Origin of the sequence: Undibacterium sp. TC4M20W (assembly GCF_049340245.1) — a bacterium.
Classification (GTDB): domain Bacteria; phylum Pseudomonadota; class Gammaproteobacteria; order Burkholderiales; family Burkholderiaceae_D; genus Undibacterium.
The window spans coordinates 20256-41572 of sequence record NZ_JBMPPI010000044.1 but is presented as its reverse complement, the minus strand read 5'-3'; the positions used below and the strand labels follow the sequence as shown (position 1 = coordinate 41572).

The 21317-nt window shown below is 50.6% G+C and carries 16 protein-coding genes and 1 pseudogene; 8 read left to right on the top strand and 9 right to left on the bottom strand.

What is annotated here, in order from left to right; all coding sequences use genetic code 11:
* A pseudogene (locus ACO0LL_RS28825) lies at positions 1–118 on the top strand (IS701 family transposase); the annotation flags it as partial.
* Between the two features lie 110 nt (positions 119–228).
* Here ACO0LL_RS28825 and ACO0LL_RS28820 read toward each other — a convergent pair.
* Complete coding sequence (locus ACO0LL_RS28820) at positions 229–1419, bottom strand: acetylornithine transaminase (protein WP_422954269.1); 1191 nt, start codon at positions 1417–1419, stop codon at positions 229–231.
* A 273-nt stretch (positions 1420–1692) separates the two neighbouring features.
* Positions 1693–2718, bottom strand: a complete 1026-nt coding sequence (locus tag ACO0LL_RS28815) for a CDP-6-deoxy-delta-3,4-glucoseen reductase (protein ID WP_422954268.1) — start codon at positions 2716–2718, stop codon at positions 1693–1695.
* Positions 2719–2730: 12 nt separating this feature from the next.
* Between ACO0LL_RS28815 and ACO0LL_RS28810 the strand changes: the two genes are divergently transcribed.
* Positions 2731–3648, top strand: coding sequence for an SDR family oxidoreductase (locus ACO0LL_RS28810; protein ID WP_422954267.1), 918 nt, complete (start codon positions 2731–2733; stop codon positions 3646–3648).
* On the opposite strand, the gene ACO0LL_RS28805 is transcribed toward ACO0LL_RS28810, so the two are convergent.
* From ACO0LL_RS28805 to ACO0LL_RS28795, 3 genes are read right to left on the bottom strand one after another with little or no spacing between them, the layout of a single operon-like run.
* The gene (locus ACO0LL_RS28805) at positions 3573–6314 is read right to left on the bottom strand and encodes a CHASE domain-containing protein (protein ID WP_422954266.1); all 2742 of its coding nucleotides are present in this window, start codon (positions 6312–6314) and stop codon (positions 3573–3575) included. The two genes, ACO0LL_RS28810 and ACO0LL_RS28805, sit on opposite strands and share 76 nt — an antisense overlap.
* A gap of 23 nt (positions 6315–6337) precedes the next feature.
* Positions 6338–8119 (bottom strand): GspE/PulE family protein, encoded by a 1782-nt coding sequence (locus ACO0LL_RS28800; protein ID WP_422954265.1) that lies wholly within the window; start codon positions 8117–8119, stop codon positions 6338–6340.
* A gap of 34 nt (positions 8120–8153) precedes the next feature.
* Entirely contained in the window at positions 8154–8972 is an 819-nt protein-coding gene (locus ACO0LL_RS28795; RefSeq protein WP_422954264.1) for a spermidine synthase, read from the bottom strand.
* Between the two features lie 269 nt (positions 8973–9241).
* Between ACO0LL_RS28795 and ACO0LL_RS28790 the strand changes: the two genes are divergently transcribed.
* Positions 9242–10177: a hypothetical protein gene (locus ACO0LL_RS28790; RefSeq protein WP_422954263.1), complete on the top strand. Its 936-nt coding sequence runs from the start codon at positions 9242–9244 to the stop codon at positions 10175–10177.
* 56 nt (positions 10178–10233) lie between these two features.
* On the opposite strand, the gene ACO0LL_RS28785 is transcribed toward ACO0LL_RS28790, so the two are convergent.
* On the bottom strand, positions 10234–10821 hold the full coding sequence (locus ACO0LL_RS28785) for a DNA-deoxyinosine glycosylase (protein WP_422954262.1): 588 nt from the start codon (positions 10819–10821) through the stop codon (positions 10234–10236).
* Positions 10822–11044: 223 nt separating this feature from the next.
* Between ACO0LL_RS28785 and ACO0LL_RS28780 the strand changes: the two genes are divergently transcribed.
* Entirely contained in the window at positions 11045–11557 is a 513-nt protein-coding gene (locus ACO0LL_RS28780) for a DUF3016 domain-containing protein (RefSeq protein ID WP_422954261.1), read from the top strand.
* Positions 11558–11631: 74 nt separating this feature from the next.
* Here ACO0LL_RS28780 and htpG read toward each other — a convergent pair whose 3' ends face one another.
* Positions 11632–13539, bottom strand: a complete 1908-nt coding sequence (gene htpG / locus ACO0LL_RS28775; protein ID WP_422954260.1) for a molecular chaperone HtpG — start codon at positions 13537–13539, stop codon at positions 11632–11634.
* 255 nt (positions 13540–13794) lie between these two features.
* Between htpG and ACO0LL_RS28770 the strand changes: the two genes are divergently transcribed.
* Together ACO0LL_RS28770 and ACO0LL_RS28765 are read left to right on the top strand one after the other, a co-directional pair.
* Entirely contained in the window at positions 13795–14556 is a 762-nt protein-coding gene (locus ACO0LL_RS28770; RefSeq protein ID WP_422954259.1) for a hypothetical protein, read from the top strand.
* Positions 14557–14802: 246 nt separating this feature from the next.
* A complete protein-coding gene (locus tag ACO0LL_RS28765; protein WP_422954258.1) occupies positions 14803–16935 on the top strand; it encodes a TonB-dependent receptor plug domain-containing protein in 2133 nt (710 codons plus the stop codon).
* A 79-nt stretch (positions 16936–17014) separates the two neighbouring features.
* On the opposite strand, the gene ACO0LL_RS28760 is transcribed toward ACO0LL_RS28765, so the two are convergent.
* Positions 17015–17635 (bottom strand): hypothetical protein, encoded by a 621-nt coding sequence (locus ACO0LL_RS28760; protein ID WP_422954257.1) that lies wholly within the window; start codon positions 17633–17635, stop codon positions 17015–17017.
* 107 nt (positions 17636–17742) lie between these two features.
* A complete protein-coding gene (gene cysS, locus ACO0LL_RS28755; protein WP_422954256.1) occupies positions 17743–19116 on the bottom strand; it encodes a cysteine--tRNA ligase in 1374 nt (457 codons plus the stop codon).
* Between the two features lie 371 nt (positions 19117–19487).
* Between cysS and ACO0LL_RS28750 the strand changes: the two genes are divergently transcribed.
* Together ACO0LL_RS28750 and leuE are read left to right on the top strand one after the other, a co-directional pair.
* On the top strand, positions 19488–20573 hold the full coding sequence (locus ACO0LL_RS28750) for a GGDEF domain-containing protein (protein WP_422954255.1): 1086 nt from the start codon (positions 19488–19490) through the stop codon (positions 20571–20573).
* A gap of 62 nt (positions 20574–20635) precedes the next feature.
* Positions 20636–21292: a leucine efflux protein LeuE gene (gene leuE, locus ACO0LL_RS28745; RefSeq protein WP_422954254.1), complete on the top strand. Its 657-nt coding sequence runs from the start codon at positions 20636–20638 to the stop codon at positions 21290–21292.
* Positions 21293–21317 lie beyond the last annotated feature (25 nt).

Sequence of the window (21317 nt, the reverse complement as noted above, 5' to 3'; positions counted from 1 at the left end):
CCTCACCGACATTGCCAGAACTACCAAACAAACCGCTTATCGCATTAAACACGGCCTTTTGGACCATTACTTATGTCAGCAACTCAGAAATCCTTCTATTTCTATGCGTTTTGCGTAAGTCCTAATATACATATAAAAAATGTTAAACATGCTTTAGAGGCAATATTCTTGCCGTAAAAAAAGCCTGCACAGCGCTTGCTGTGCAGGCTTTTTCAAACAGTGCTGATATCAGTTTTTGACTTGTTTGATCACCACACGCAACATGCTGATCAGCTCATCAATTTCTTCCTTCGTTACATTCAGTGCTGGCATGAAGCGCAGCAAGTCTGGGCGGGGAGAATTGATCAGCAAACCAACCGGTTCCATATCACGGGCAGCTTCCACCAGCTTGCCGCCGATATTGTCACCCAGCTTCAGGGCGCGCAGCAAACCGAAGCCACGCTCACCTTGCATGCCAAACTCTGCAGACAGTTGTTCCAGTTGCTGGCTCAGGTATTCGCCTTTTTCCTTGACCGAGGTCAGGAAGCCAGGTTTGTTCAATTCATTGAATACCGCTTTGCCGACGGCAGCCATCAAGGGCGCACCGTTATAAGTGCCGCCCTGGTCGCCGGGCACGAAACAGGCTACTTCTTCACGGCACAGCAGGGCACCCAGTGGTACGCCGCCACCTATGCCCTTGGCCAGGGTCATGATGTCAGGCTCTATATTGGACAATTGATAGCCAAACAATTCACCAGTGCGGCCCATGCCAGTCTGCACTTCATCAACGATGAGCAGCAAGCCATGCTTCTTCGTCAACTCACGCAGGGCCTGCATGAATTCAGGGCTGGCAGGTATCACGCCGCCTTCGCCTTGTACCGGTTCCAGCATGACGCCGACGGTTTTGTCGGTGATCAGTTTTTCTACTGAAGCGATATCGTTCAAATCTGCTTTAGGGAAGCCGCTGACTTGCGGGGCAAAAATAGTGTCCCAGCCTGGTTTGCCGGAGGCCGACATCATCGCCAGGGTACGGCCATGGAAACCATGGTCGAAGGTAATGATTTCAAATGCGCCATTCTTGTTCAACTGACCCCACTTGCGCGCCAGTTTGACTGCGCCCTCATTGGCTTCTGCACCGCTGTTGGTGAAAAACACGCGGTCAAAACAAGAGTTCTTCGTCAGCAGATCAGCAAACTCCACCATCGGGGCATTGTAGAAAGCCGGGGAGGGGTTCAGCAATTTTTTCGATTGCGTTACCAGTGCGTCATGTATCACATCTGGGCAATGACCGAGGCAATTGACCGCCCAGCCTTGCAGATAATCGAGGTATCGCTTGCCCTTGTGATCAGTCAAGTACATGCCCTTGCCTTCAACGAACACGAGTTCGGGGCGTGGGGTGATGTACATCAGGGAATTTACGTTGTACTGACTGAATTCCATTTCAAGACTCCTAAGGTCGTTACAGTGGGTGGGGTAGACAAAAAATCAAGGTAAAAAAAAGCCACAGGGCGGAACCTGTGGCTGGATATTCGTGGTGCAGCTTTTTACGCGCACGCTCACTCCTACATCGGCCCAGGCTCGCTTGGCGAGTTGCGACGTCGTGCAATATTTGGTGAGGACATGTCAGTAAAAATTTTCATAAAACGGATAGTAGGACTTTTTTTGCAATGCGTCAAAATAAATTTTGGCACTGACACAAAAAGTTTATTTGTCTCAATTTCCCAGGTCAGCCTCAGAAGTAAACGAGTCCGCATAGAATTCGTCGGCAGGCAACTGGCACTGCGCCGTAAAGTCACGTTTGGCTGAGTCAATAACGACTGGTGCGCCACAGGCATAGATTTGATGTCCTGACAAGTCCGCATGATCCGCTATGACTGCCTGATGTACAAAACCGCTACGGCCCGTCCATGCATCTTCAGGTAAGGCATCAGAAACCACAGGGATGTAGCTAAAGCCAGGTATTTGTTTTTCCCATTCCTTGCACAAGCTATGCATATACAGGTCTGCAGGGCGACGGCCACCCCAGTACAGGCTGACCGGGCGCTTGGATTCCAGGTGGATCAGATGTTCCACCAAAGCCTTGACCGGTGCAAAGCCAGTGCCGGAAGCCAGCAGGATAATTGGTTTTTCACTATCTTCACGCAGGAAGAACGTGCCTTGCGGGCCTTCAAAGCGCAGGATGTCGCGCTCTTTGAGGGTAGTAAATACCTGGTCAGTGAACAGGCCACCTGGCATATGGCGTACGTGCAGGGTGATATGCTCATCCAGATGCGGGGCATTCGCCATGCTGTAGCTGCGGCGCTTGCCGTCCCTGAGCAGGAATTCTATGTATTGACCGGCGCGGTACTGCAGGCGCTCATTGGCAGGCAATTGCAGGGCGATGAGCATGACATCGTGCGACAGTTTCTCCAGCTTCGCAATGCGGCTGGGCATTTTCTTGACCGGGTAATCACCATCGGCGACGATTTCGCGCGCTTCTATGGTCAGGTCTGATTGTGGCTTGGCACAGCAAAACAGGGACATGCCCTGGGTTACTTCCAGCTCGGTCAGGGCACGTTGCTGGTGCGGGCCATGTTGCACAGTTCCACTGGCGATCTTGCCTTTGCAAGAACCACATGCACCATTTTTACAGCCATATGGCAAGATGACGCCTGCGCGCAGCGCTGCCGACAATACGGTTTCATCTTCTTCACAGCTAAATTGACGGCCACTGGGGGTGACGCTTACTTGAAAAGTCATACTATCCTGAACATGAATAAACAGTTTAAACAAATTGGCAAGCCACGCTTGCTTATCATAGGTTGTGGCGACGTGGGCATGCGCCTCTTGCCATTATTGCGCCAGCATTTCCGCATTTTTGCGCTGACCAGCCAGGCTGAACGCTGCATAGAACTCCGCATTGCCGGCGCTACCCCCTTGCTGGGTAACCTTGACCAGCCTGATACCCTGGCCCGCCTCAAAGGTCTGGCAGATCGCGTTGTTCATCTGGCACCACCACCCTCAGAAGGCAAGGCTGACAGGCGCACACAAAATTTGACCGCCATTTTACCTGACAAGGGCCGCCTTGTTTATATCAGTACTACTGGTGTGTATGGTGACTGTGCGGGAGCCTCGTTTGATGAGACCCGCAGCGTAAAGCCACAAAACGCTCGCGCACTGCGCCGCGTGGCGGCAGAAAACTGCCTGCGGGCCTGGGCCAGGCGCAGTCAATCCTGCCTGTCCATACTGCGCGTGCCTGGTATTTATGCGACTGGGCGCCTGCCGCTGGAGCGTTTGCACAAGGGCACACCCGCATTAGTAGAAGCTGACGATGTATATACCAACCACATCCATGCAGATGATCTGGCACAATTGATCAAACTGGCCTTGTTCCGGGCGCTGCCCAACCGTGTTTATCATGCTGTCGATGACAGCGACATGAAGATGGCGGCTTATTTTGACCTGGTCGCTGATGCCTTTGCCTTACCGCGCCCGCCACGCTTGCCGCGTGCCGAACTGGCGCAGCAGGTCAGCCCTGTATTATTGTCTTTCATGTCAGAATCAAGGCGCATGCAAAACCAGCGCATCAAACTGGAGCTGGGTGTGCGCCTGCGCTATGCTTCGGTAGCAGAGGGCGTCGCGGCAGCGGTGGCGACGGTCACTGCAGTCACGAGTGGCAAGGTGATATAGAAGCAGGAGCCAAGGTTTTCTGTACTGGTGAAGCCGATCTGCCCGCCCATTTTTTCTATCATGGTCTTGGTCAGGCTGAGACCCAGGCCGGTTCCTGCGTATTTACGGGCTGCCTTGGCATCTTCCTGGGTGAACTTCTGGAAGATGCTGCTCTTGAATTCTTCTGAAATGCCTATGCCATAGTCTTGTACTTCTATGCGTACCTGATTCTGGTCGTGGTTCAGCGTGACGCGCACATCAATTTGTCCATGCGGCCGCGAGAACTTGATGGCATTCGACAGCAGGTTGGACAAGACCTGTACAAAACGCTGTGAATCTACTCTGACCTGGGCAGCAGGATCTACCGGTGAGTCATACTGTATGCCTATGTCAAAACTTTGCGCATAACCAAGGTTGGACTGCAAGCTGCTGTCTATCAGTTCAGCCAATGGCAGGGTCTCGAAATGGAACTGCATGCTGCCATATTCGAGTTTTTCAAAGTCCAGCAAATCATTGATGAGTGCAGTCAGTCGCTTGGCATTATCGTTGGCCATGACCAGCATGGACTGTGCTTTTTCCGGTATATCACCGGCAACGCCACCTGCCAAAAGGCCCAGCACGCCACGGATAGAAGTCAGCGGCGTGCGCAACTCGTGTGACACCGCAGAGACAAATTCATTCTTGAGTTTTTCTACCCGTTTTTTCTCCGACAGGTCATGCACGATGATGACATACAAGACCTGCATGCCCAGACGCACACGGGTAATGGCCAGCTCTACCGGTACGTCGTGACCATCCTTCTGTCTGGCCAGCAATTCTTTGCGTTCACTTTTTCCCGCAACCTCAAATTGTCTTTCACGATTGGTCGTGTGCAAATGGGTGGTCAGGAATTGCAGCGACTCAGGGTCAGGGAAAAGGCTGAACATGTTTCTGCCACGCAGGCTGCCATGCGTATATTTCAGCAAGACCTCGGCAGAACGGTTGGCTGATTCGATGATGCCATGTTCATTCGTGGTCAATATGCCTTCTGCCGCATTGTCGAGTATGGTACGCAGCCTTTCTTCGCTGTCGTGCAGCTCTGCGGTTCTTTGTGCAACCAGGTTTTCTATGCCAAAAGTATGAGCGGTCGCGACCAGCAGGTAAGCACCGAGCAAGCCGGTGAACAGCAGGCCACCTATCATGGTGATCCAGGTGATCCAGGCGACATGGGTGCGCCAGTATTCTGATGAAGGTTGTGCCAGTAATGCAAACTGTCTGCCACCAAAATTGATGGTGGACTGGAATAAATAAGTCGGAGTCAGCCCGCTGATTTCATCGATGAATATACCTTTCTTGCCTGGGTAGGAAAGATCATAAAATTTGATGCGCACACTGCGCATGTCTTCATTCGACAGTATCTCCCTGACGACGTCAGCCATACGTATCATGCTGACAGCTGTCCCGGAAAAAGCAGCTTTCCGTTGTTCCATGGTTTCTTGCGGTTTGCCATTTTCATAGACTGGTGCGAACAGCAGTACATGTAATTGTTCCCTGCCATCGGTCTCGTTTGAAATCAGAGGGTCGGTGACTGTCAGGTGGCCGCTGTCACGGGCGTCCTCTATGGCAATCTTGCGTGCAGTGGTAGAGCCCATGTCATAGCCAAACATCTGATGATTATCAAAGAATGGCTCTATATAACGGATGGGATAGTATTCATCCCTGACGCTGACTTCCACGAGTTGATTAAACTCATTCATCTCCTGTATCTGGTAATTGGCAAAGCCTTCGCGCAATACAGTCACTTCAAAACTCTGGCGCTGCTCAAGATCTACCCTGGGTACCCAGGACAGGAAGGAAATCGCTTTCTGGCTTTGCAGGGTGTGGCTGACAAAAGTGGCAAAGTCACTGCGGCTGACTTGCAGGGAGCTGGCATACAGGCGCTCAATATTGCGCATGATGTCAGCATGCGTATCAAGCTTGTTTTGCAGGTTCTGGCCTATGCGCTCGGCTTTCAGGCGAAATTCAAGTTGCTGTTTTTGTTCTTCGCGGTAACGGGTAAACGCAAATGCGGTAATCACCAGCATCAGGCAGATCAGCAGTGGTACCAGCACGCTCCAGCGCCTGGCATACCAGATTTCGCGTGGTTTGCCATAGATCACCATGATGATGGGGGTAATCGTCAGCACGCCAAAGGTATCGCCTACCCACCAGCCTATCCAGTTATTGAAAAAATCCTGCCAGGGTATGACACCCAGGGCGACCAGCGCAGTAACGCTGATGCTGGCATTGATCAGGCAGGCAACCACGCCGCCATAGATGAAAAACTGAAAAATCGCCCTGTCTGTATCCAGTGCCAGGTTGTCATGCAATTTTTTCAGGACCAGCTTGCAACCGACCAGGGTTTGAAGGCTGGCACCAGCCGCGACGATAGTAGAGGCAATCAGGGCATTGGTATTGATGCTGCCAAAGATATTCAGGTTAATGAGCAAGTTGGCAACGAATGCGCCAACTGCCACCCCAGGCATGAGACGGTAGCCGCCGGTAAGCACCATGCCCAGCGCAACACCGGCAGAAGGGTAGATCGCGATGGAGTAGCCCGGCGGTATGGCCAGCATGAGAGAAAGACGTCCAAGTGCCGCATACAAGATGGCAAGCACCAGCATTTGCCATAGTAGTTGTCGCGTATCACTTTCCGGTGTCGAACGCATCCCTGCCTTCCCAGAAGACTAAGCTAGATCAGAGATGAAGTGACTTTCAGAACCTCATCTGCCGTGGTAACACCTTCGATGATCTTATATGCGCCTGCAATGCGCAAGGGTTTCATGTCGTCCTTGATACTTTGTGCACGCAGGGCATGGATATCGGCACTTTCTGTAATCAGTTTGCTGAAGGGCAGGGTGACTGTCAGCAACTCATATAAACCGGTACGTCCCATGAAGCCGGTCTGGCGACATTCAGGGCAACCAACAGGCTTATAAATTTTCTCGGGTTTGCTAATACCCCAGCCTTCGGTCAGGGTATCCCAGACTGCATCCTGCAATTCACCTTCTGGTGATTTGCAGTGTATACATAGCGTTCTGACCAGGCGTTGGGCCAGGATGCCGATAATGGTTGCTTCCAATAAATAATAGGGGACACCCAGTTCCAGCAGACGCATGATGGCAGACGGTGCATCGTTGGTATGCAGGGTAGATAAAACCAAATGACCTGTCAGTGCGGCTTGTATGGCCATCTCGGCAGTCGGCAAATCGCGTATCTCACCAACCATGATGATGTCAGGATCCTGACGCATGAGGGCGCGTATGCCGTCAGCAAAACTCAGGTCGATGGCAGACTGCACCTGCATCTGGTTGAACGAGCCCTCTACCATCTCGATAGGATCTTCGACAGTACAGACATTCACGTCGGGTGTCGCCAGCGCTTTAAGGGTGGTATATAGGGTGGTGGTTTTACCGGAACCGGTAGGTCCTGTGACCAGGATAATGCCGTGCGGTTTGCTGGTCAGATGATCCCAGCGTTTTGCATCATTGATGGGGAAACCGAGTTCGGGCAGGGTCTTGACCACGACTTCCGGATCAAAAATACGCATGACCATTTTTTCGCCGAACACCGTAGGCAGGGTGGACAGACGTAATTCCACCTCCTGGCCTTCGCTGGTGCGAGTCTTGATACGGCCATCCTGAGGACGACGCTTTTCGATGACGTCCATGCGGCCCAGCAATTTGATACGGGCCGTCATGGCGATCATGATGGTGGCTGGTACCTGATACACCTGGTGCAAGACACCGTCGATACGGAAACGGATGACAGAAATATCGCGCTTGGGTTCCAGATGGATATCTGAAGCACGCTGATCAAAGGCAAATTGCCACAACCAGTCAACGATATTGACGATGTGCTGGTCATTTGCATCAACCTGCTTATTGGTCTTGCCTATCTCTATCAGTTGTTCAAAGTTCTGGCGCAGATTGGCGTCATTCTTGTTTGACTTGCGCGCGTCCTTGATGGATTTTGCCAGCGAAAAAAACTGGACGATATATTGTGAAATTTCCAGCGGGTTCGCCACCACCAGGCGAATTTCCTTGCGGCTGAATTTCAGTATTTCATCTTGCCATTCGGTATTGAATGGTTCAGATGTTGCGACCACAATGACATTGGCCGTAGATTCCACAGGCAAAATGTTGAAGCGGGTCGCATAAGAGGCCGACATGACATCTGATACGCTGGTGAAGTCAATCTTCAAGGGGTCAATGCGATAAAAAGGTAAATTTACCTTGGCCGCAGCCCATTCCGTCAGCCAGTCCAGCGTCAGCAAAATATGCGGTGAAATGGCCGAATGCAATCTGGCCTGCGCCACCGCAGTCAGGGGATGCATGCTAGCCGGGCCGTTTTTCAACAAACCCTGGGTTGCGTGAAACTGGGTCTTGGCTTCTTCCTTGGGGATGACGCCATCAGCCATCAGCCAGGTAAAAATTTGTTGCAGGTTCAGGCTGCGGTGTGCGGGTTTATTCATACTGTATAACCATTTCCATCAAATTATTTTGACATTATTTTGGATCGCAGGCTGCCTTGAGTCCATTGACCCAGGATTTTGCAGGCAATTTGCTACTGGCTTTGATCTGTTCAGCTTTTTCGTACAGCTCAGGGAAATTCAATTCGGGCTTGCGCTTGAAGGCCAGGGCAACCACATTGCCATCGTGCACTTCTGGCAGGCATAACACGGTATCAAAGGCAAAGCGCATGGCTTTGAGGTTGCGTGCATAGCTGGGGTGGTCGCCAAACAGGTTGACCGTCAAGATGCCATCGTCCTTCAGGCAATTTGCACAGGCCTGATAAAACTCAGCGCTGTCGAGTACAGGGCCACGGGCAGTGGCATCGTATAAATCGACTTGCATGGCATCGATATGGCCATGATTATTTTCATCATTGACAAAGTCCATGGCGTCCATTTCCAGTACTTGCAGACGCTCGTCATTGGCCGGCAATTTGAACATGCTCTCGCAGATGGCAATGACGGAGGGGTTTAGTTCTACAGCCCTTACTGTCGCTTCTTCAAACTGGCGATAGCAAAATTTGGTCAATGCACCTGTACCCAGGCCCAATTGCACCAGATTTTGTGGAGCGTCGATAAACAGCATCCAGGCCATCATCTGTTGCGCATATTCGAGTTCTATGGCGTCAGGCTTACGCAGGCGCATCGCACCCTGCACCCATTCGGTACCGAAATGCAGGAAACGTACCCCATCCATTTCAGACAGGGTGACAGGAGCAAATTTGGGTTTGCGGTTGGCCTTCTTCGGAGCAGCGGCTGTGGGGCCAGAGCGGTGATTGGCCTCGGCTTCTATGGATTTTCGTTTGATCAGCATCCGCTTATTTTAACCTTCATAGTGTTTATCGAAAGCAAATTTACATTTTCCATACAAGTTGTAATCAATTCTGACGGAAAAAACCATAAGAGAAATTGCTTTTACGCAATTATACGTGCATGCGACCACCTGCTAGCTCTGTTGCGGAAATTGTATTGTCAGCCGGGCCCATAATGAGCTGCCTGAGTTAAAATCGCATGTTGCTCAAATTGACACATATCTTTTCACTTGTCCGATAGCTTTTACTTATTTATTTTTCCGCTTCTCACATGAAATATAAAAAACCAGCCCTTGCTGCCTTCATTTTTGTCGCCTTGCTCGGCCTGTCCGCTTTTTTCCTGTTTGGCCGCGAACCAGTCGATCCTGCCAAACCGCAAGTTTTCAATGCAGACACTGCCATGCTGGCGATTTTTGGCACATATAACGAAAAACAACACGGGGTATTACTCCCTGAAAAAAATACAGCGACGTGGGATATAGGGCAGGCAGATATCCTGGCCACGGCCCTGTTGGCAGATACCTATACTGAGGCCGGTAAAAAGAAAGCAGTATTGGTCGTGCAACGCCAGCAAATTCTTGGCGGTGTGGTAGAAGAAAGCCATGCCACCGCGCCGGTCGTTTCTGTGTATGTTTTTGCCTATAACGGCAAACAATGGCTGTTCGAAAAAGGCAAGAAAGAAGTTGCTACCTATGGAGCAAATGGCATGGCACCGATGGCCAGCCTGATTCGTCTGGGCCAGGATAAATTTGGCCTCTTGTTCGAAGGCGGAGACATGCATCAGGGCTATACCAATGACTATGCCTTCATCGTGTCTTTGAGCGACGCCAAACCCGTCATCGCGCTGGAATTGAACATGGGTGAGAGTAATAATGGTGCCTGCACCGACGATGTGGAAGAGCAGGGGCCGCTGATGCAGGCATGCTGGGAAAACACCGGCAAACTCAGTTTTCTGCAGAATGCCACTGATGAATACTATACCGTCAAGCTGAGCACCACAGGCAATAAACCGGAGGGAGACAAGCCGCCATCAGCAGCCAGGCAGCATGATACTTATTTTGTGCATACAGCCAATACCTACAAGGCCAGCAAGGACCAGCGTTTGAAAAACGCCAGCCCGGTTGCTGAAGAGCTGGTAAAAAATGCCGGTGAAATGAAAAAGCAGAAGCCCCCTGTCGCCAGTGATGCCAGCAAACCAGGAGCTTAGTTCATTAAAATCTGCTGCGCATTTTGATGTGATATCGCTTTTCAGCTAGTCAGAAGCTAGTCATAAGATTGCAAGCCAGCTTGCCAGTCGCTCAGTTTGTCAGCAAAACTGCGCGTTGCGTAGGCTGGTGAGGACGATGGCAGTATCAGCGTCTGATACCCACGCTGCTGGAAGTAAGTCGCCATTTTGCCTGCAGTCTGGCCATTGAAGCATAGCTTGCGCAAATGCGGATGTGTTGCCTGCAAGCCGCTGAAGTCATTGAGTTTGCCCTCGCGTATGGCCGAATCCAGGCTGCCTTCCCGCACGCAGGAATGAAATACATCCCATAAACCTATGCCATGCGCCAGCAAGCCTTGCAGGCGCTGTTCATAATCAAGACCGGTCAGATCGGTTCCCACAGAGGCAGAGACCAGTCGCCAGAACTGGTTTTGCCTGTAAGCATAATATTGCGTTGCCGTGAGTGAGGCTGCACCAGGGAAGCTGCCCAGTATCAGGGTATGCGTGTGCTCGTTTATTACAGGAGGAAAGCCCTGCAGAACAGGTGTTTGCACAGGGACTTGCGCAGGCGTGCCTGACGCGTTCGAGAAGTCTGAGACATCCGGGGCATTTAAGGTATCTGAGGCATATGACTTTGGTGCTTTCATAAAACTGATATCTGGGCAGATTGGTCAATTGCAAGCGCACAGTGCTTGCGGTCCTTGTGCGGCAGCAGCGATCCGGCGACCGCAGTAGTGGATAAACTTTGTGACAAATTTCATGATAACTGATGACAAAGCTGTCTGGCTGTTTACGTCTTGCTGGGCTATTCTTGAAGCATGACAAAAGCTTCAATTTGATTTGCAGTAGAATGGGACAGGAGGTGGAGTGATGAAATTGATGATAAGTGCAATATTGCTGGCAGGCGCGATGCTGACACAGGTGCAGGCTCAGGCTGGCGAAGTGAAAGTGACCTGGCAAGAGCCTGAGAAATTTACAGATATTCGCCCAGGCAATGAATCCAAATCAGGCTTCCAGGAACGCATGATCAAGGACTTTGACCAGATATTTGCCGATCTCGCAAAAAAACTGCCTGATGCTTACCAATGGGAGGTGACCGTCACTGACCTTGATCTGGCTGGTGATGTGCGTCCGTTTTACCGTAATACCGTTGGTGACATACGGGTTATCAAGGATTTGTTCTGGCCACGCATGACCTTGACTTTTGACTTGAAAGACGAAAAAGGTAAAAGCATTGCTGCGGGTACAGAAAATATCAAGGACATGAACTTCCTCATGCGTTCTGGCCTGGCGACTGGCAATTCCAGCTTCCGCTATGAAGAACAGATGCTACGCGACTGGTTTGCCAAACAGCAGCGCGAAAAGGTTTTCCCCTCACGCTGAAGTTGTTCACATCACATAAAAAAAACGGACTCAATATTGAGTCCGTTTTTCATTATGCAGAGCTATAAGCGAAATTATTTACTTAATAGCATCTCATTAAGACGTTTCACAAAACCGCTAGGGTCAGTGAGGTGACCGCCTTCTGCCAGCAAAGCCTGATCAAACAACAGGTGCGCCCAGTCGTCGAACTTGGTTTCTTCATACTTGAGTTTCTGTACCAAAGGATGGTCAGGATTGACTTCCAGTATAGGCTTGGATTCTGGCGCACTTTGACCAGCAGCCTTCAGCATGCGCGCCAGGTTGCCGGACAAATCGTGCTCGTCCGCTACCAGACAGGCTGGTGAGTCAGTCAGGCGGAACGTCACGCGTACATCCTTGGCTTTGTCGGCCAGAGCTGTCTTCATTTTTTCGACCAGGTCCTTGAACTCTGTCTGGGTTTCTTCGTGCTGTTTTTTCTCTGCTTCATCTTCCAGTTGACCCAGGTCCAGGCCGCCTTTGGCGACGGATGCCAGTTCCTTGCCTTCAAAATCAGTCAGATAGGACAACATCCACTCATCGACACGGTCAGTCAGCAACAGAACTTCAACACCTTTTTTGCGGAAGATTTCCAGGTGCGGGCTGTTCTTGGCCGTTGCATAGCTCTCTGCCGTGACATAGTAAATCTTGTCCTGGCCTTCTTTGGCACGGCTCAGGTAATCTGCCAGAGAGACATTCTGTATATCGCTGTCATTATGGGTAGAGGCAAAGCGCAAGAGTTTGGCGATGCGGTCTTTGTTGGCACTGTCTTCGCCCACGCCTTCTTTCAATACCTGGCCAAATTCACCCCAGAATGTGGTGTACTTGTCTTTCTTCGCCTGGGCATCGTCGCCGTCTGCATCTGCCAGGTCTTCCAGCATGCCCAGTACGCGCTTGGTCGAGCCTTCGCGTATTGCCTTGATGTCGCGGCTTTCCTGCAGGATTTCGCGTGAGACGTTCAAAGGCAGGTCATTCGAATCGATGACACCTTTGACAAAGCGCAGATAGACTGGCATCAGTTGTTCTGCATCATCCATGATGAAGACGCGTTTGACGTACAGCTTGATGCCGCCACGTTTATTGCGGTCCCACATGTCAAATGGTGCACGTGCCGGGATGTACAGCAATTGTGTATATTCGCTGCGACCTTCAACACGATTATGCGTGTGAGTCAGCGGCGCGCTGTAGTCATGCGATACGTGCTTGTAAAACTCATCATATTGCTCAGGCGTGATTTCAGACTTGCTGCGCGCCCACAAGGCGCTGGCCTGGTTGATGGTTTCCAGCTCGTCTTTCAAGACCTGTTCTTTCTTCTCTTCGTCCCATTCTTCTTTCTGCATCTTGATAGGCAGGGAGATATGGTCGGAATAAGTGCGGATGACGGATTTGAGCTTCCATGCTGACAGGAACTCATCCTCACCTTCACGCAAATGCAGGGTGATGCTGGTGCCACGGCCTTCTTTAACGATATCTTCGACGCTAAAGTCGCCTGCACCTTCGGATTCCCAGCGTACAGCCTGGTCTGCAGGCAAACCGGCGCGGCGGGTTTCTACGGTGATACGGTCGGCAACGATAAAGCCGGAATAAAAACCAACGCCAAACTGGCCTATCATGGCTGCGTCTTTTTGCTGGTCGCCAGACAATTTACCAAAGAATTCCTTGGTGCCGGATTTGGCGATTGTACCCAGGTGTTCTATCGCATCAGCCTTGCTCATCCCTATGCCATTGTCGGCGATGGTGATGGTGCGGGCTTCTTTGTTGAAGCTGACCTGGATTTGCAAATCAGGGTCGTGTTCAAACAGGCTGGCGTCATTGATGCCTTCAAAGCGCAGTTTGTCGGATGCATCAGATGCATTCGAAATCAGCTCGCGCAAAAAGATTTCCTTGTTTGAATACAAGGAATGAATCATCAACTGCAACAATTGTTTGACTTCGGCCTGAAAGCCCAAGGTTTGCTTTTCTGACATGGTTTCCCTCAAAGATTTCTTTGGTTTTAAGTAATATTGGCAATGACTTGCCTGCTGCTGTTTTTTAACATTGTTTGCAGCATTGCTTGAGCAGGGAAGGTGAGGCCGCTTTGACATATTTCAAGATGATTGTTTAAAGAGCATGCCAGCAGGTGCCAGCGGGCATGAATATTTGTAGTTTTTACAAAATTTCACTAGACTTCACTGCAGTAGTGTCTGTTTCTCTGATCTTTTCATGGACATGGAGTCGCCGTCATGTTGCTTAAAGTAGCGGGTTTGCTATCTTTCATTTTCTTTTACGGGTATGCACCCGACTTGCGGGCTGCCAACCTCTATCTGACTGAGGTCGCTCCTTTCGCCTTCGTCAAAGATACGAAGGGTGCTTATGACGGTATCAATGTACGCATAGTCAATGAATTGCGCAGACGATCTGGCGTCGCGCTGGAACTTGTGGTGGTGCCCAGCGCCCGCCATGTGCTGATGTTCCCTGCGGATAAAGAGGCTTACAGTATTTCCCAGGCAGAGAATTTCAGTGACCAGGACGGTGTTTTGTTGAGCGAAGTTAGCCAGTTCGCGATCATGGTGATTGCGCCGCGCGGTGCCGTGCTGAAAAACTATGATGACCTGATTGCCCTGTCCATGGAAAAAGGCATAGGCATGATGCGCAGGCTCAGCTATGGCACGTTTGGCCAGGATGAGCGCGTCAGGAAGGTAGAAATCAATACCCTGGAGAACGGCATACGCATGCTGGAGGCGGGACGCATCTCGGGTATTGTTGGCAGCCAGCCGGCTATCCTGGCGGCGGCAGAAAAAAATGCTTCACCACATTTGCTGGGCCCTGGCCTGATTATTTCATATGGTTCACATGTCATGCGTGTGCGGCCAGAGTTCGCTGCGAGTGCAAATTCAAAAACCATTAGTGCGACTTTGCTGGCCATGAAAAATGATGGCAGCATCGCGCGCATACTCGATGATTTTTTAAAAGACCCCAAGGCTGGATTGTCGGCCGCAAAATAATTCCTGCTATCCCCTGATTTCGGGCTTTTATCACAAGCCTGTATTGCCTGAGTCCTGCCCTCCTTAAAATCCATCCTGTTGTTCAATTCTGCTAATCCTGCCTGCCGCGCACGGCAGCTCACTGTCTCGCTAAAATTCTGCCATCACATGTCCAAGTTCGCCTTAAAAAATAAATCCCTCTCGCCTGGCTTTGTGCGCCAGGCATGCATGAAAACCAGCATCGCCGGGATCGGAGCCTCGTTACTTATGTGTAGCACCGCATTGCGAGCTGCTGACGTAGTCAAAAGCGAGGTCAAAGTTGAAACCACGAAGAATGCAGATACGATACAAACCGTGGAGGTAGCCGGGCCGGGAGCGACAGCGCAAAGAAAGAATGACACTGCTGCAAAAATCATCGTCAATACCACTGAGCTGATGCAATATGGTGACACGCAATTGTCTGCGGTATTAAAACGCCAACCTGGCATTTCTGTCGTGGGAAATGAATTGCGCATGCGTGGTCTGGGCGCAGGCTATACGCAGATATTATTGAATGGTGATCCGGTGGCACCGGGATTTTCCATCGACAGCATTGATCCCGCACTGATAGAACGTGTGGAAATTCTACGCACCACAACCGCAGAATTTAGCGCGCAGGCAGTGGCGGGCACCATCAATATCATTCTCAAAAAGGGTGCAGGCAGTGCCAGAAAAGAATTGAAGCTTGCAATCGCCCATAGTGAAAATAACTGGAACCCCACGCTATCTCTGGAAGTGGCCGACAAGCACGCAGGTTTTTCTTACTCTGTCACTGGCACTTTATCAAAAACCGGTTATGAAAATTCTCCCGCGGTCACCGAGAGTGTAGAGAGCCCTGCCGGCAAATCCAGGTTACTGAGATCAATACAGCAAAAAAATCTGGCTGACTTCTGGCGCCTGGCGCTGACACCCCGTCTGAACTGGAGCCTGGAGAATGGCGACACACTGAGCTGGCAGAGTCTGATTGATTTTTACCGCAACGTGAACTGGGGGCATGACCATGAAACAGCGGCACCGGAAGATGCCAGTCAATATCCTGATAATAATTATCGCGCCTCTTCACATACGGGTTTGTTGCGCTCAGACCTGAGCTGGGCGCACAGAATAGATGCAGACAGCAAACTGAATGCGAAGCTGGGCCTGAACTACAACAAGCGCGAGACTGACTATAACTTCTATGGCTATCCCCTGGCGGAGAACCAGGCTTTCAACCGCCATGTTGTGTCGAACGCCATAGACAGCAGTGTCAGCAGCAGTGGCAAATACCTGAGCCGCTTCCGTGATGATCATAGTCTTGCACTGGGTTGGGATCTCACTCAGACACAGCGCAGCGAGACCCGTTCGCAGTATGACATGCAGCCGCATGATACAAAGATAGACACACTGTTTGAAGACTACAAAGCCAATGTACGCCGCGTGGCTGTGTTTGCCCAGGATGAATGGGATGTAACGAACCGCCTGCAAGCTTATCTGGGCATGCGCTGGGAGGGGCTGAATACGGAAACGACGGGCAGGCTGATGTCATCTGTGCAAACCCGGTCCAGCGTATGGAGCCCGGTCATGCAATTATTATGGAAATTGCCTGAGCAGGAGAAGGACCAGTTGCGCTTCGCTTTGTCCCGTACGTACAAAGCTCCCACCACGCGTAGCCTGGTACCCCGTCGTTACACAGCAAACAATGATAATGGTCCGAACAACCCGGACTTCCAGGGCAACCCGCAACTCTTGCCAGAACTGGCCTGGGGTGCTGATCTGGCGTATGAATCTTATTTCGCCAGGAACAGCATGTTCAGCCTGTCCGCCTACGTCAAGCGGGTACAAGATGTGACGGTGCAAAACCTTTATGAAAAAAATGGCGTATGGATTACGACACCTTTTAATAACGGTAGGGCCAGAGTGATGGGGGTGGAATTTGATGGCAAATTTAGCCTGCAGGATTTGCTGCCTGCCGCAATACCGGTAGAAATACGTCTGAATGCTGCGCGCAACTGGTCAAGACTGAATGCAATACCAGGGCCTGATAATCGCCTGACCGATCAGGTGCCATTGACAGCCAATCTTGGCATGGATTACAAGCGCAGTGAGCAGCAGTCATTTGGCTTTAATTTCAATCTGCAGACAGGTGGCAATGTGCAGGTCACGCCTGGTCTGCGCAACTATACGGGCGTCAGTCGTATTCTTGATGTGTATGGATTATGGAAGCTGGGAAACAAGATGCAACTGCGCCTGTCTGTCAGCAATCTCTTGCATCAGGATGTGCTACAGTCTTCGCAATTCAGTGATCAGGAAGGGCGCAAATCACGTAGCTCTGTAACACCGGGTAGTGCCACGATACGCCTGCAGCTTGAAAAGAGTTTATAAAAAATGGGAGAAAAAAATCTCCCATTTTTTAGTCGCTATTAACTCACTATTTGCTCACTATATTTGTACTATTTGCTTATTATTTCGCACCCACACCCTTAAATTTTTCCGGGTCAAAATCAGCGATGTCGATTTTGCCAAAATGTTTGGGTGGTGTATAAATTTTTTCCTTGGCTTTTTCCGGGTCACTTGCATGGAAGGATGATTCAGACACTTTCACCAATTGCCAGGAATCGTCCTTGCGCGAATAGTTGAATTGATATTCATTCGCCCAGCGCCAGGCACTGCCGCCGTAGTGGGATACGGTGAAACTTTTCTTGCTGGCTGTCAGGTCAGCAAATGGATCACCCATCATGCCGCCACAAGTTGAGCACAGCACGATTTTTTCATTGGTCTTGACCAGTTTTAATTTGCCGTCTGCCTGGCGTATGGCGATATGCAGGGGACGTTGTCCTTGTTCCATATCTTCATCTGTGGCGTTTTTCTTTTGTTTTTCGAGGATGAAGACATAATCAGCCTTGTCGTCGCCATTCAGGTCTGCACTGACAAAGGCCAGTAATTTGGTATTGGCGGTGATGAAGGGGCGCAAATCTGCGGGAACATCCTTACCCTCTATGTAAGTACCCGCCAGGCTGAGGCCGGGTAATATCATCACGCTGGCGACGACAGAGATTTTTTTGAACAGCTTGATACTTTGCATGGCGATCCTTTTAAAATAAAACAGGGGAAACCATAGTTTCCCCTGAGTTGTCTTGAATAGTCCTGAATAGTTCTGAATAATCTTGTGCTGCTCACTAGGATAATTGATTACAGCTTTTTGATTTGCATGCCTTCGGCCTTGTCTTCCACTTCATAGCCCAGCGCATGCAATTCGCCACGCAAACGGTCTGCCTCAGCCCAGTTCTTCGACTTGCGTGCAGCCTGACGCTGTTCAGCCAGACTTTGCACTTCTGCCGGGATAGCCAGCACAGCAGGTTGCCATTGTGCCAGACCGAGGCCAAATACCTTGTCGAATTCTGTCAGCGTGGCTTTTTTGTCGGCATCAGATAAATCAGCTTTCAGCATTTCCCATACCAGTGCCAGGGCACGCGGTACGTTCAGGTCTTCATTGATGAAAGTGGTGAATTTTTCGCGGTATTCTGCACTGACATTACCGCCTTCTGACCATGCATGATAAGTCTCACGCAGGCGTTGCAAGGCTGTCTGTGCGGACAACAGGGCCTCAAAGCTGAACTGCATCTGGCTGCGGTAATGCGCAGTCAGGCACAGGTAGCGATAGGCCAGCGGATCAATATTCTGATCCAGCAAAGTTTGCAGTCGCAGGAATTCTCCCGTGGATTTGGACATCTTGCCCGAATCGATTTGCAGGAAATAGCCATGCATCCAGAAGTTGGCCAGGCGGGTGCCATGGCAAGCCTGGTTTTGCGCAATCTCATTGCTATGGTGGATGGCGATATGGTCTTCGCCACCGCAATGGATATCAAACCATGGCGTCAGGTATTTGGCTGACATGGCCGAGCATTCTATATGCCAGCCAGGGAAGCCGCGGCCCCATGGGCTGTCCCATTCCATTTGACGGTGTTCATCTGGCGGGCTGAATTTCCACAGCGCGAAGTCAGTCGCATGCAGTTTTTCACCAAGCTCAACACGGCTGCCAGCCTTGATCGCATCACGCTTGATACGCGCCAGGAAACCGTAGTCGTCCTGCTTGCTGGTATCAAAATAAATGCCATCGCTGGTGCGGTAGGTATAACCATTTTTTTCTATGGCAGCGATGAAATCGATTTGCTCAACGATATGGTCAGTGGCCTTGCACCAGATAGCGGGTTCGAGGATATGCAGTTTTTGCAAATCATCCTTGAAGGCTGTCGTGAAACGGTCAGCAATCTGCCAGGCAGATTCACCGGCTTTGCGACTGCCTTTTTCCATCTTGTCTTCACCATCATCACCATCGGACACCAGATGGCCAACATCGGTGATGTTGATGACATGGCGCACGGTATAGCCATTCCATTCAAGGGCGCGACGCAACAGGTCTTCAAACAGATAAGTACGAAGGTTGCCGATATGGGCATAGTCATACACGGTAGGTCCGCAGCAATACAAGCCCACCCAGTCTTTATTCAGTGGGCTGAAGGGGCGCAGGCGGCGTTCCCAGTTATCGTAGAGAAGTATGTCCATTTGTTGTGAAAATAGCTAAGTGTGAATGTAGTGGATCGTGAAAGTGGGTATTTTTTCGGCGTGGGCGGACTGGCAAGGGCATCCCTTGCTGCGCGCAGCTTACAGACTCAACAACAACAGTCTGAGTGGAAGTCTTGTATTTGTATAGATGCAGACATGCCTGACACTGATGTGTCGCCTATGCAATCTTTAACATCTTGCAGGTACAAGTGGGGCATATAATTAAGTCTGACTGGTTCCGTTAGGACTGAATTTAAAAAGTTCAGGGAGAGAATGTAGCATAGATATGCACTTTTGATCAAAATTGAACTGCCTGACCAGGCCCCAGACTGGCAAAGCCAGGTGCAGCTGAAAAATAAAACGGTGCAAAAATGCAAACGAATTATAAAGACGTCAGCGAAGAAAATTACCGCTCTCATTACACCAAACAAGACAGGGCACAAGTCCGCCGTGTTGTCCGCATCATGCTGTGGGCATTTTTGCCGCTGGCACTGATCGATATACTCTTCCATGAGTTTGATATTCCCCTGGCTGTCTTGCTGCTGATGCGGCTTGCCGGATTCTCTTATTCCCTGTGGCTGATCAAGCAGTACGGCATGGAAGAGAATGTACCCAGGCTGGACCGCTATGCCATGCACTGGATAGTTCTGGTGTTGTCGATACAATTCGTCAGCAATGTCTGTTTGCCACGCGATTATCTGGGCCATTACATGGTCGATGCATGGCTGGTGCTGATGGCATTTATTTCCCTGCCTTTGGCTTTGAACATATTGCGCATACCGCTGTTCCTGTTTGTCGCAGCTTCCTGTTTGCTGCTGTTGTATAAGCAATCAGGCACTTTTTCGCAGGCCGCCAGTGTTTTGCTGATCATGCCTGCGGTAGCCATTACCGGTCACGCCATTGCTGCCTATGTGCATAGATACAGGCGCAAGCTCTTGAGCGCCGAGCATGAACTGGAAAGACAGGCAAATACCGACCCTGTCACTGGCGTCGCCAACTGGAAAGAATTCATGCGCATATCAGATACCGAGCTGCAGCGTCACCAGCGCCTGGGCAAGCAATTGTCCATGCTGATACTTGATTTGAGTGACTTCAAACATATCAACGATATGCATGGGCCACAGGTCGGCGATGTGATCCTGGTCGAAGTCAGCCGCCGCGTAAAACGGGCGATGCGTGCTTATGATTGTGTTGCCCGTTTCAGTGGTGAAGAGTTTTTTGTGCTGTTACCTGAGGCCTCCGCCGAGGACGCTGTCAAAATTGCTGACCGTGCCCGTGCTACGGTAGTTGCCATGCCGATTTCTGTCTCTGGCAAGGAAATGAAAGTCAGTGCCACTGTCCGTACCGCCACCTTGCGTGAAGGGGATACTGCATTGAGCTTGTTGCGCCGTGCGGGTGAGGGGGCAGACGGGCGCGAGCAAGAAATTCCACAAAATGTTAATCTCGTGCCAGTGTAAATTGCCATTCAGATGGCAAATTTGATAGCGACGATTAAATAGTAATGCTAAGGATGTAGAAAATGGAGTTTTACGGCGTCACCGATTTATGGACTTATGTATTAGGTGCACTGGGCATAGTCTTGCTGCCTGGCCCCAATTCTTTATATGTATTGGCAGTTGCCACGACACGCGGCGTGCGTGAAGGCTATAAGGGGGCAGCGGGTATTTTTGTCGGTGACAGTATTTTGCTGTTGCTGACGGCTCTTGGTGCCGCCAGTATCTTGCGTACTTATCCGGCTTTGTTCATGGTGGTGAAATATGCGGGTGCTGCTTATCTGGCCTGGGTGGGCGTCAATCTGATCTGGGCTGCCATACAAAAATGGCGTAACAAGACAGTGACGGTTGCAGAAACGCAGGCGACAGCTGTCAATATGAAAAATCCGTTCAAGCGTGCGCTGGTGATCAGCTTGCTGAATCCCAAGGCTATCCTGTTCTTGCTGTCTTTCTTCGTGCAATTCATCAATCCGAATTATCCGACACCGGCAATTCCTTTCCTGATACTCAGTAGCGTCGTGATGGTGTTCAGCACCACTTATCTTTCGGTATTGATTTTCCTGGGCTCTCGTCTGGCACGCAACTTCAGCAAGCGTCGTCGCCTGTCTGCCAGTTTGTCGAGTGGCGTGGGTAGCATGTTTGTCTGGTTTGGCGTCAAGCTGGCCAATGCCAGCCTGCACTAAGGTTGCACTAGCTTGTACTAAGCAT